This is a genomic window from Alkalinema sp. FACHB-956, assembly GCF_014697025.1.
Taxonomy (GTDB): Bacteria; Cyanobacteriota; Cyanobacteriia; order Leptolyngbyales; family Leptolyngbyaceae; genus Alkalinema.
Genome location: NZ_JACJRC010000043.1, coordinates 22961 through 34977, shown reverse-complemented (window position 1 = coordinate 34977; position 12017 = coordinate 22961). Strand labels below are relative to the sequence as shown.

At 49.8% G+C, this 12017-nt stretch carries 9 protein-coding genes; 5 read left to right on the top strand and 4 right to left on the bottom strand.

Annotation, left to right across the window (positions count from 1 at the left end; genetic code table 11):
* Positions 1 to 367: 367 nt before the first annotated feature.
* Positions 368 to 982, top strand: coding sequence for an NYN domain-containing protein (locus H6G21_RS24100; RefSeq protein WP_190576917.1), 615 nt, complete (start codon positions 368 to 370; stop codon positions 980 to 982).
* A gap of 44 nt (positions 983 to 1026) precedes the next feature.
* Here the strand turns inward: H6G21_RS24100 and H6G21_RS24095 are convergent, their stop codons facing one another.
* The 3 genes from H6G21_RS24095 to H6G21_RS24085 all read right to left on the bottom strand — a co-directional run bounded on the left by H6G21_RS24095 (position 1027) and on the right by H6G21_RS24085 (position 6914).
* The gene (locus tag H6G21_RS24095; protein WP_190576916.1) at positions 1027 to 4908 is read right to left on the bottom strand and encodes an NB-ARC domain-containing protein; all 3882 of its coding nucleotides are present in this window, start codon (positions 4906 to 4908) and stop codon (positions 1027 to 1029) included.
* A 196-nt stretch (positions 4909 to 5104) separates the two neighbouring features.
* Positions 5105 to 5953, bottom strand: coding sequence for a M28 family peptidase (locus H6G21_RS24090; protein ID WP_190576914.1), 849 nt, complete (start codon positions 5951 to 5953; stop codon positions 5105 to 5107).
* Positions 5954 to 6014: 61 nt separating this feature from the next.
* The gene (locus H6G21_RS24085; RefSeq protein ID WP_190576912.1) at positions 6015 to 6914 is read right to left on the bottom strand and encodes a PhzF family phenazine biosynthesis protein; all 900 of its coding nucleotides are present in this window, start codon (positions 6912 to 6914) and stop codon (positions 6015 to 6017) included.
* A gap of 451 nt (positions 6915 to 7365) precedes the next feature.
* On the opposite strand from H6G21_RS24085, the gene H6G21_RS26120 reads away from it, so the two are divergent.
* Complete coding sequence (locus tag H6G21_RS26120; protein ID WP_277875330.1) at positions 7366 to 8715, top strand: septal ring lytic transglycosylase RlpA family protein; 1350 nt, start codon at positions 7366 to 7368, stop codon at positions 8713 to 8715.
* A gap of 564 nt (positions 8716 to 9279) precedes the next feature.
* Here H6G21_RS26120 and H6G21_RS24075 read toward each other — a convergent pair.
* A complete protein-coding gene (locus H6G21_RS24075; protein WP_190576909.1) occupies positions 9280 to 9942 on the bottom strand; it encodes a Crp/Fnr family transcriptional regulator in 663 nt (220 codons plus the stop codon).
* Between the two features lie 218 nt (positions 9943 to 10160).
* On the opposite strand from H6G21_RS24075, the gene H6G21_RS24070 reads away from it, so the two are divergent.
* The 3 genes from H6G21_RS24070 (at position 10161) to cbiT (ending at position 11864) form a co-directional block, all read left to right on the top strand.
* Entirely contained in the window at positions 10161 to 10772 is a 612-nt protein-coding gene (locus tag H6G21_RS24070; protein ID WP_190576907.1) for a J domain-containing protein, read from the top strand.
* A 96-nt stretch (positions 10773 to 10868) separates the two neighbouring features.
* A complete protein-coding gene (locus H6G21_RS24065; protein WP_190576926.1) occupies positions 10869 to 11141 on the top strand; it encodes a DUF3143 domain-containing protein in 273 nt (90 codons plus the stop codon).
* Between the two features lie 117 nt (positions 11142 to 11258).
* A complete protein-coding gene (gene cbiT, locus H6G21_RS24060) occupies positions 11259 to 11864 on the top strand; it encodes a precorrin-6Y C5,15-methyltransferase subunit CbiT (protein ID WP_190576905.1) in 606 nt (201 codons plus the stop codon).
* The last annotated feature ends 153 nt before the right edge of the window (positions 11865 to 12017 follow it).

Below are 12017 nucleotides of genomic sequence, written 5' to 3'. Positions count from 1 at the left end.
CTAGTCCCTAATAGAATGCTAAATTAACTGCTTTTTCTGGATTCTTGTAAAAACTCTCTATTTTTTTAAGCCTGAGTAGTTACGCTTTTTCCTAGTTTATTCCGACTTGTGTGTACACGGTAGCCCAATTGGGGCAAAGAGAGGCAGAATTCAAAGCTGTTTATACAAACTAATTGATGCCTGAGGAGTCAATTAGTTTGATTGGGCAGATGGATTCTAATTAAAGATTTTTTGAGCTTTCTTGTTTGGCTTTACTTTGAATTGTTTAGCTTGATGTATCTTTTCTTGGATCAGTTAATTGATTAACTCTTTTGATCTTTTCAGTTTTTAGTAATTCTGTAATTTAGTAAAGGTATTCGAAATAGTAATGCAGCCAGGACAGTCCCCCGAAACAAATGGAAACCCCGCAGAACCTTTGGTGAACGCTCGGTTGTCTCCCATTGTTGAATCGTTTAGCGATCGCCCCCAAAGAACTCCCAATCTAATTAATACCCGCGATCGCATTGCGATTTTTATTGATGGAGCCAGTTTGTTTTATGCTGCGATGCAGTTGCAAATAGAAATTGACTACATTCGTCTCTTGGTCTTTTTGACCCAGGGTCGTCGATTGCTGCGGGCCTATTTCTATACAGGCAGCGATCGGCACAATGAAAAGCAACAGGGATTTCTGCTGTGGATGCGTCGCAACGGCTATCGGGTTGTTACCAAGGAGTTGGTGCAACTTCCCGACGGTTCCCGCAAAGCCAACCTCGATGTGGAAATGGCGATCGATATGCTGATGCTGGCAGATCACTGCGATACGATGGTGATTGTGACGGGGGATGGTGATTTGGCGTACGTCGTTAATGCGGTGACCTATCGAGGGGTTACGGTTGAAGTGGTCAGTTTACGCTCCATGACGAGTGATGCGTTGATTAACGTGGCGGATCAGTTCACAGATTTAGCTGCCATCCAACAATATATTCAGAAACAGGATAGCTAGAAAAATTGGAACCCAACTGGAGAATTCAGCCCGCAAGCATTCCGTTAGCGTCCAGCTTGGGAACGATCGATCGCCCCCAGCGCAATAAAGGTCGCAGTTTGCGCCTCTGTTAAACCTTGAATCCCGGTAATGAGGGTATTTTCATAGGGCCGATAGACCTGCAAGACCAAAGGCGATTGCCGTCTAGATGGGGTCAACAAGTCCTCCACCGCCCAAACGGTACAGGTGCTATTGTCTGCCCCGATCGCCAGAAACTCTCCCTGTTCACTAAACACTAAATTACTGTGGTAACTCGTTGGCGTAGACCAAGTGGCGCAGCAATCCTGGGTTTGCAAATCCCATAATTTCACCGTTCCGTTTTGGCTGGCGCTGGCTAACAGAGGAAGCGTAGGATGCAGCGCCAAAGCCACGGCTCCGGGATGGGGTAACACGGTACAGGTGGGTGGGTTGGACTGTAAATCCCAAATTTGTACCTGGGCCTGGGCTCCAGCCCCCATCAGATAACGACCTTCCTGGGAAAATAGTAAAGTGGTGATGCGATGGCCCACTTGGGCACGATCGGGCGATCGATTCGTTACACTGGCAGGATCTAACACCTGTAAGCAACTGGCACTTTCAAGATCCCAAAGGCGAATGGTGTGATCCCAACTACTACTCGCAATTTGTCGGCCATGGGGCGCAAAGATTGCCACTTGCACGGGCCCCAGGTGCCCCACCAGAACTTGACGGCAGCTACCCGTTGCCACCTCCCACAGCCGCAGAGTTTGATCTCCCGATGCACTGACCAGCCACTGGCCATCGGGACTAAAGTCTACATATCGCACCCAGGCTTCATGCCCCCGTAACGTGCGGCGCAGGTGTCCCGTGCGGCCATCACAGAGGGGAATGGTTCCGTCTAAATTGCCACTGGCAATGAGGGCGCGATCGGGCGTGAGAGCCGCTTGTAGGGAAGATTGTGTGGGCAAGGGAAATTGTTGAATCGGATCGGGCTGGGTCAAATTCCAGCGGCGCAAAATTTGATCGGTACTGAAAGTCAGCAATTCTGCACCGTCAAAAATGACAGGCGTCATAGCATTGTGATACCCCTGAAAGCGATGCAAGCGCCGATGGGTCTGACCATGCCACAGGCGCACGCTGCGATCGTCCCCCCCACTGACGATCAGCCCCTGGGCACTGGCCGCTACAGACCAAATCCGCGCTTGATGACCGTAGAAGGTCTTTTCGCACTGTCCCGTTTGGAGATTCCAAAGCTTGACGGTGCGATCGTCACTACTGCTGATAAGTTTGCCATTATGGGTTATTGCCATCCCCCAAATGCGATCGTCATGGCCGATTAAATGCTGAATTGGATCAGGTGACTGTTGGGTGAGTGATGGCTGTAATGTGGGGGGTGATTTTTGTTGTGTTGTAGTTGTTGTAGCTGTTGTTGTTGTTGTTGCTATTATTGTTGTCGCTTCTAATTCTGAACCGATCATCGCATCTAACGCGAAAATGCGAATGTCGCCGCTTTCCCCCGCCACCGCAACGGCCTCAACCCCTAAAACCTCACGGGGTAACCCCACAATTTTGTAGATGGGTTCATCCAGGGTGATCTGCCCACAGCAAATTTGGCGGGCCACATCCCATAGCCGCAGCGTCTGGTCTAGACTGCCGCTGACTAAATACCGACCCTCTGCCGCCCAAGCGATCGTGCGAATAATTCCCCCATGGCCTGTCAATTGCCCCAACATTTCACCGGACTTCAGATTAACCAGTCCGATCGTTTGATCGGCACTACAACTGGCGAGCCACGGCTGGGATGGATGAAACAGGACTTCGCTCACGCCTGCGGTGTGATGACTAAACTGGTGCTGCGGGGATTGCTGGGAGGAGGAGGGAAAAGGGCGAGAGGACCGATTTCCACGGTTGGAAACAGGACTGGGATGACTAGAAATCCCCGAATTCAATAGGCGTGTGGGCTGGGTCTGTTGGAAGGCTTGCCAATCCCAGACCGTAATGGTGCCGTCTAAACTACAACAGGCGATCGAACGGCCATCGGGACTGAAGACTACAGTAAAGATCCAATAGGGATGGGCTTGCCATGCGGCTAAGGGCTGACGGGTGGCAATATCCCAGACAATCACCCACCCATTGTCATCACTCTGAACCAGCATGTTCCCATCGGGACTAAATGCTACTGACAATACGTTACTAAATGTTTGAATTAATGCTGAATGGGAAAGATCGGCATAGGAAAGATCGACGGCGTGTAACGAAAGAATGCACAGATCGACCTGCCAAAGAATTAGGTGAGAGAGATCTTGCTGGGCTAGGCTGCCTTGAACGTGACCGAGTAAATTGACTAAACTGCCCCCACAATAGCCAACTTTGGGGGCGGGTTGACCTCGTAACTGCTGTAATAATCTGAGAACGACGGTAGCTAGTGGTTCTGAAGGGGTGATATGGGCTTGGAGTCGATCGAGGATGGGTTCGAGAATTAACTTGGTCTGCGCTTCCCGGACAAATTCCGGTGCCGTGGCCATCAACCAGGGAAAGTGGGATAATTCCCACGGCAAATGAAAGTCTGCGTCAGAAGCTGGTGGGGTCTGGGCCACCCAAGCTCTGAGGCCATGGCTCACCCGATCGAGAAAACGACGGAGCGCATATTCCATCACAGCGGGCTGCAAGGTGTAACCCTTCAGTGAGGTTTCTAAGAGCGATCGTCGCTTTAAACTGTCCAGCGTTTCTAATAGTTTAGTTTTAGGTTCTGGTAGCAATAGAACGGTCTTGAGGCGATCCAATGTAATGGGCTCTCGAACGATCGTTAACCAATACAAAATTTCCTGTTCGTTCAGGGATAGACGATCGAACTGTCGGGCCAACAGGTCTTGAATATCACCAAACAGGAAAATACCTTGGTTCAATAACTCAATAAACGCTGCAACATCCCGATCGAGTAAATCCCGAATTCCCGCCGCAACAATCTTCAAAGCGAGGGGATTGCCTGCGTAATGCGCCACAATTTCGGAATAATTGGCGGGGAACTGTTCCGGCGTTAAATTCGCATCGGATAAATTTGCAACGGAGGCAAGAATTTGGCTGCCTGCATCGCTGGATAATCCGGATAGGTTGAGTAATTTGACCTTTTCGCTAACCAACCGTGATAGTTCTCGGGGGGGCTCTCGACTGGTTAACACAAGACAACTTTGGTGTCGTTCTTCGCCGACTCGCCGCAGTAATTCTCCATACACTTCATAGCCGATATGGTAAGTTCCCACACCAGATCCTTCAGACAGGAGAGATTCGGCATTGTCCAAAATAATCAGACAGCGTTGATTGCGTAAAAGTTGTAGAAACTGATTAATAAAGTGATTGAGATGGGTTGCTTCCGCCTCACCAATCCCCTGTAAAATATCATTCAAAATGTCCGATAACGTTGGCGCATTCCGCAACGATCGCCAAATAACAAGATCAAATTGGTCTTGCAACGTTTCCGCCAGCCGAACGGCGATCGTGGTTTTTCCAATGCCCCCCATGCCCAAAATGGCAATTAATTTACAACGGTTTTCCACCCAGGTTTGGAGGGTGTTTAAATCCTCCTCTCGACCGATAAAGCTAGTGATTTCTGGAGCTTCGCCCCAATCAATTTGATTCGCAGGGAAAGACAGTGTGCCTTGGGGGGGGAGTGGGTTCCTTAAATCGTCAAACTGGGCTGCATTCTGGGCTGCATTGATGACCTCTTCCGCAATGCTGAGCCAATCTTCAATACCGACTGCCTGACAAATTTGAATAAAATTTTCACGGCTAATTCTTTCTCCGCGCCAAAATTGTTTGAGAGTCGCAACGGAGGTCAGTGCCGCCTGGGCCCACACGATCGATTGCCGATTCCACCCTAAGCGCTTGCGGGCTTGATCGACCTTTTGCAGGCCAATGGTTGATGCATTCAAGGACCCTTCCACGGCGTTAAATGATACTCTTTACAACATGCTGATTCCTTCAATGTATAGTAGTCTGAAATTCGATGTAAATTGCTAGCGACTTCTGCTGAGTCACGCCAGATGTGGCAAGTTGTACGATACAGAAATGTACAATCCAGAGAGAAATTCAGGAATCATAACAATCTATAGACTGAGGACAATAGCTTTAATATAGTTTTTGTAACCCCTGGGCGAGTCCTTGGCAAATGTGAGTCATGAATTGTAAATCTAAAGTTTCCAGGCGATCGCTCGGTAAATGGTAATGAGGGTTGCGCATAAAGGCGGTATCTGTCACCATAATGGCGCGGTAATTGTTATCCCAAAAGGGGGCGTGATCGCTGGCTCGGGTTGCCCGCACGATATGGCCCTTCCAGCCCGCAGGCAACCATTGGGTGGGCACGCCTGCCGCTTGCAGCGCCTGTTTTAACCACAACATATCGAATAAGGTTGGAATGTTACCAATCAGCCCAATGAAGTTGCCACGATCGGGATAGAACTTCTGTAATGGTTGGGGATACTGTTGTGTTCCCCGTTCCTGTTTGCAATATCCCAGCATTTCTAGCGATAGCATTAACCGAATTTTTTGACGTTGCTGTAACAAGGTATCTGCGTAGTCTCGGCTACCGACTAAGCCATATTCTTCCACATCAAAGGCAATGAGTTGAATGGGATAGCGAGCAGGCTGTTCAGCAAACAATCGTGCCAATTCTAAGAGCACTGCAACCCCACTGGCATTGTCATCAGCCCCCGGAGACCCTGGAACGCCATCATAATGGGCTCCAATCAAAATGGGAGGTCGGTTAAACTTACCAGTTCGATCGGGCAAATTCAAAATCAAATTCCGATGCTGACGAACGTTAAAGGTGAATTCATGGGTTTCCACGGTTCCCCACTGGGCCAATTGTGACTTGACATACTGTTGCACGTAAAAATGTCCTTGGGGCGCTAAATACGGATCCCGCTCCCGCACAATTTCCAAGAGGTGATTGAGTAAGCGTTGCTGCAAATCCTGCATAAACTATCCGTTTGCTGGGCTAGACATTCGCTGGGTTAGACATGTGCTACCACAGATCCCATTAAACAAATTCCCCTTGGGCCACTAGGATCACCTGTCCCCCGACCAAGACCTCGATCCGATCCTGCGATCGATCGGCTTGTAAATACAGCAACGCGGGTCGGCCCATTTCATATCCCTGTTCTACCTGAACCGCTACCCGATCGCTCCCTAGATAGCGGTAGTGAGCCAAATAGCCTGCAAAGCAACCATTGGCGCTGCCTGTTGCGGGATCTTCGGGAATGCCCCAAGCTTCAGCAAACATTCTGGCGCTGAACTGATGGGCAGAATTGCGCGTTTCTGGACAGAAAACAAAGATGGCAGGAATGTCTTCTTGAACCAGTGCTTGGTAGCGATCGCGATTAATTCGGATCCGTTGGAGGGCATCCAAGGTTTTTAAGGGGACGATCAAGAAGGGGAGTCCTGTGGACACGGTTTGAATGGGATAGCGATCGTCGAAGTCACTGGCGGCCAACCCCAAAACGGCTGTAAGCTCTGCAATGGTCCTTTTTTCAGCGAATTCCGGTGGATTTTGCCGCATCCAGAGAATCTCCGGTCGATCGCTTGGATTCTGCTCTGTGCCATAGCTCAGGCGCACGGGAATTTGCCCGACCGCCAGATTCAGCACCACTTCTGGGACGACCCTTTGCAACAACTTTTGCTGAATCACATAGGCCGTGCCCAAGGTGGGGTGGCCTGCAAAGGGCAGTTCTGCGGTGGGAGTAAAAATTCTGACGTCATACCCGCCCGATCGGGGGAGGGGAGAAAGCACAAAGGTGGTTTCCGAAAAATTAACTTCGCGGGCGATTTGCTGCATCGCATCAGATGAAAGTGAATCATCGGCTAGGAAAACAGCAAGCTGGTTGCCAGCGTATTTCTGCTCTGAAAAAACATCAACAATCACGAAGGGCAAGGACGGCATTGTAATCTCCCAAGCAGTACCTCGCCACCTTAAAGCCTGAAGGAGAGCCTTGTCGAGAGGGGGCTGGGTGCAGCAATGCCCCAAGATAAATGCTGTTTAGATGCAATCTAATTTCTTCGCTATGACGCTAGTGATATCAGGATATTTTTTACTTTTTGTGTAGTTTTTGCAAAGATTTAGGTAAACTGTTTTAGAAATGACTCAATTGCTATCTAAACCACTGTTTTAGGCCATTGCAAGGCCATTGATTCTCAGGGATTAGCATCTACGCATTGTTCATTAGCACAATCAATTTTGTCCATTTTTGTGAAGTAAGTGGTCGATTTCACCCGAAAAGGTCATCTTTATCTATCTAAATACTTCCCCTTAGATAGATATATTTACTTCACATGATCTTTACGATCTTAATGTGGAAAATTGTAGTGCATCTTACATTTTGCTCTAGTGACACATGCGTATATCTCGTTTAGCATGGGGGATTTCCCTGGCAACCGTCCTGCTTTCCGTAGGGCAAATGTTGCCCAGTCAAAATCCACCTTCTCTTCCTGACCTGTCTCATTCAAGCAAGGAGAAAAGTCTGGGGGAAGAAGATTCCCAAGATTTCATCGCTTTCCAGGTTATGCATGGCTTAGGCCACTGGTTAACCTACCCATTGTCTGCGGCTGCGGCTGTGGCTTCCCCTACGCCCACTTCTGGGAAAAACTTGTCCAACCAGGAGACTAACTTAGCGTGGGTGACCCGTGTAGAACATTTTTTCTTTACGCCAGAAACTCAAGCCCATCCTGCTGCAGTGGCCATTTCCCCAACTACGCCCGCAGAAGCGTCTGCTCCGTCTGTACAACCCCAAGATTCTCAATCTGCTGTTAACTCAGCCAGTCAGGATCCGATGATTGGAGGAGTCTTGTTCCAGACCATGCAAGGATTCGTGGGGAATGTTCAAGATTTGGCCGCAGACTGGAACGCAATTTTTCCCCCAGTGGTGGTGGTTTCAGCACGGGATTCGGAGCAATTAATTGCAGGGGTCTCTTTTAGAGAATTACGCCAACACCTGTGGAATTGTTCTCAACCCACCAAATCCTTTGGAACAAATCCTACCGATCCAAGTTTCTACCATGTTTGGGTGAAAGGATGCCGGGTGGCGATTTTCCCCGATCGTGGCCAAGCGGAAAGCTTTGCCCAACGCCTGAGCCAACAACTACAACCCCTCTCCCTGAATCTCAGTCAACTCAAACCAGTTTTAGACGGCAAAGACTTTGTTGGCAAAATTGAGAACCAGGAAATCTTCCGCATTTCTCCTGACTTAGCCCACAGGCTAGGCTGGAACGCTGAACTGTTAGCGATCGACTGGATTAACAATTTACGAGCGGCTCTTGGACAAAATCCCTTGGACTTAGCCCAGGCTCAAATTGAGATCTATGGGTTGCAGGAAACCCCCAAGGTTTTAGATGGGGTTGCTTCTTGGTATGGCCCCTACTTCCATGGTCGGATTACCGCCACCGGTGAAGTGTATAACCAGTTCGATCTCACCGTAGCCCACCGTGATTTGCCCTTTGATACGTTTTTGAAAGTTACCAATCGCAAAAACGGCAAAAGCGTCGTGGTACGGGTTAACGATCGCGGCCCTTATGTCGATGAACATCTGCGCATTCTGGATCTTTCCTACCGAGCCGCAACCTGCTTGGATAGCGATGAAACAGGTTTAGCAGATATTGAAGCTGTGGTACTGACGCCAGGCCCTGGCTCTCCCCTAGCGGCAGGACAGCAAATCGCTAAGGCTGAGGACACCTCTTCTGTGCAGTAAAGGTCTATGGTTCAGCAAAGATCGGTGGTGCAGTAGCGGTTTGTTGTGCTGTTGTAGCAATCGGTTTTGCAGTAGCGGTTTGTTGTACTGTAAAAGTCGGCCTATCCACCGGCGGATTGGGGATAAAGCGCTGGTCTCCTGAGGTATAGATTGTAGGAGTGACCCATACCCCTCTTGAGGGTTGGATGACTCTTGAGGGGTGGATGACACTCTCCCCAGGAACTTTGCACTAAATTGGGCAAATTTTCTACTAAATTGCAAGGCTTTCATGCTAAGAGGTGTATTAATAGCAAAAGTAGCGGAATCATAGCGAAAACTTGTCGAGATAAAATTATATCTTGAGTTTAAAGGGTAAACATTTTTTCTGGCTGGAAAACATTTACTTACTAGAAAACTTTACCCAATCTCATCCACCCAATCTCATTTATCCCAAGGCATGAGATCTCCCAAGTCATTGGATCTAAGGTCACTTACCTAAGGTGATTTGCCTAAGGTGATTTGCCTAAGGTGATTTGCCCACGGGTCATGTCCTTCTGCAAGCAGAAATCCGCCCCAAGCCTAGCCCTAGGCACTGAACGATTCCCCCATGGCCTGCTGAATGAGGCGGTTGCGAATCACCAAGTGGCGATGCTCGTCTAAGGTGAGGTAACCCCGATCGCGGAGTTGCCCCAATAGGCGGGTGATGGTCACACGGGTGGTTCCGATCGTGTTGGCAAGATGCTGGTGGGTCAAGCGAGCACTGAGGCGAATGTTGCCATCTTCGCTGGGTTGCCCCAATTCCTGGGTGAGCAGATCGAGGAGGTGCAGCAAACGTTCCTCAACGCGGCGATAACTCGCCAAGGCGAGCAGGGCTTCCGTTTGTTGCAGGCGACGGTGCATTTGTTGCAGCAAGCATTGGGTCAGCGCTGGGGACTGTTCAATGTCGGTCATTTGCAATCGCATGAGATCCACATCTGTCAGTGCGATCGCTTGGTAGGGCTGCGTGATGGTGAGGGGCATCCCAAAGGGCATGAGTGGCACTGCAAAGCCCAAAACCGCTTCATCGCCGCTGGGGTAAAGGGTCACCAGCTGAACAACCCCCCGGTAGACCACCCACACATCCTGCGGTAATAAAGGAATTGTCTGACCTCGTTTGAAGGTTTTGAGGCTGGAACCTTGATATTGATTTTCCAGAAGTTGGCGAAGCTGTTTGGCGTCCGTTGAACCGAGGGTTGAGGATTGCATCATGGCAAAAACCATTGAACATGTGAAGAGGCTAACTTCCGCACTCTATCGGCTGAACCTCAAGGTTAGGTAATTTTCAGGTTGGGGTTGGGTTAAGTCTTGCAGATTTTTGCCCCGGCTCTAGATAATGGGGAGGACTGCCCATTGACATTGCTGTTGGTTAATATTGCTGTTGGTTAATATTGCCGTTGGTTGACTATTGCCGTTGGGATGCAGAATTTATGACGCAGAATTCGAGCCAACCGAGCCAGCTACCCGCCCAGAATTGGAAAGAGGCTACCTACTACGATCGCCTGGGACTCCATCCCGCCGCATCGGTAATTGCCATTCGTCGGGCCTACCGCGACCTAAGTAAGCTGTACCATCCCGATACGACGCAACTACCGCCCGCGATCGCCAAGCAAGCCTTTCAGGAACTGAATGAAGCATACGCCACCTTAAGCAGTCCTGAACGTCGCCTAGCTTACGATCACACGATTGGCTATGCGCGGGTCGCGGTGATTCGGCCTCTGCCCAAGTTGTATGAACCGCCCTCCCAGTACGATCCCTTAGCGTCTTCCTACCTGGATCCCGACGATCGCCCCCTATCGGCTGGTGAACTGTTTGCACTGTTTATTTTGGGGGTCACGCTGATTGGCTGCATTTTGCTAGCGGTGGTGGTGGGTTTAACCCAGTCCCCGCCCCGTGCCGCCCTATTCCAGGTGCTGAGGTCTCCAATGGCCGTTTCCCTGGGAGACCCTTCTCCTGTTACGCTTGCTGTATCTGAATCTGACGGTTCTGTAACTTCGTTTTTGGTGTCTTCCCCCTCCACAACCCACCATACCCTTGGGTAAATGGGGAGATGGGAATTACCGATCCATTTTGACTTTGTCATCCACCTCTTGCTCATGTTTGACTGGTTTAAGAAGCATTCACCCAAACCTCCTATGCTGGATTTGCCCTCTGCAGATACCCCTCTGTATAACCATCCTTTGCCCCAGATTGAAGCATGGTTACAAGGTCACGGCTGCGAGCAAGATCGGGATTCTCTCCATTGTTGGACGATCCAGCGAGATGCTTGGCAGGCAGAACTGTGGCTTGATACGGAACAACTGACGATCCGCTACCTCAATGCGGGAGAGGATGGTCGGGATGTGCAGCGATCGTTCAAATATTCCCTGAGCCGCAAAGATATCGAATCTGCCGTATTTGCAGGGCCTTAGCTGCTTGCAGAGCCTTAGCTGCTTGCAGAGCCTGAGGCTATGTAGATCCCTAGGCAGTTGTAGGGGCTTAGTCAGTTATCGCGTTTCCTCTGATTCCTTTTATTGGTTGCTATTACCATGGCTGCTCCCCTCTGGCCCTACGTCACCCCCGGTATTCCCGATGAGTTGTTTGAGAGCTTGCCAGGAATCCCCCTGAGTCAACGGGAAATTCGGTTGTTGCTGCTGTCTCATTTGCGGCTCAAGGTGGACTCAGTGCTGTGGGATATTGGGGCAGGGACGGGCACGATTCCCGTAGAAGCGGGCTTACTGTGCCCTCAGGGGAAAATTGTCGCGGTGGAACGGGATGAAGAAGTCGCTAGCTTGATCCGCCGTAATTGCGATCGCTTTGGTGTGGCCAATGTTGACATTATTGAAGGGAATGCGCCCGATTGTTTAACAGACCTAGCGCCCAATCCCGATCGCATTTGCCTAGAGGGGGGACGACCCATCAAGTTATTGCTAGCCGCCCTCTGGCAACGCCTTGCGCCGGAAGGCCGCATGGTTGCCATTGCCACGAGCTTAGAAAGCCTGTATCAAATTTCGGAAAGTTTTGCGGAACTGCAAGTGCGCAATATCGAAGTTGTGCAATCGTCGATTAATCGCCTGGAAAAACGAGGCAGTGGCCAAACCTTTGCAGCGGTTGATCCGATCTTTGTTCTGAGTGGAGAAAAGTTAGATTGGTAGAGGAGCCATTGGGGAAATCGTCAGCGGGGATTTCGTGGCTCTCCTCTGTGGAATTCTTAATTTATGCTTCTCTTTGCAGGTTCAATCCGTTAAAGTGATGCAGAGTAGTTCTTAACCTTCTTAACCTTTTTTTACTTGTGGTTTTTATCTGTG

What these genes read in the sequence shown, in the direction of transcription:
- H6G21_RS24075 (WP_190576909.1), bottom strand. Translation starts at nt 9,942, where the DNA reads ATGATGCAATCCTCAACCCTCGGTTCAACGGACGCCAAACAGCTTCGC.
- H6G21_RS24090 (WP_190576914.1), bottom strand. Translation starts at nt 5,953, where the DNA reads ATGCAGGATTTGCAGCAACGCTTACTCAATCACCTCTTGGAAATTGTG.
- H6G21_RS24085 (WP_190576912.1), bottom strand. Translation starts at nt 6,914, where the DNA reads ATGCCGTCCTTGCCCTTCGTGATTGTTGATGTTTTTTCAGAGCAGAAA.
- H6G21_RS24100 (WP_190576917.1), top strand. Translation starts at nt 368, where the DNA reads ATGCAGCCAGGACAGTCCCCCGAAACAAATGGAAACCCCGCAGAACCT.
- cbiT (WP_190576905.1), top strand. Translation starts at nt 11,259, where the DNA reads ATGGCTGCTCCCCTCTGGCCCTACGTCACCCCCGGTATTCCCGATGAG.
- H6G21_RS24070 (WP_190576907.1), top strand. Translation starts at nt 10,161, where the DNA reads ATGACGCAGAATTCGAGCCAACCGAGCCAGCTACCCGCCCAGAATTGG.
- H6G21_RS26120 (WP_277875330.1), top strand. Translation starts at nt 7,366, where the DNA reads ATGCGTATATCTCGTTTAGCATGGGGGATTTCCCTGGCAACCGTCCTG.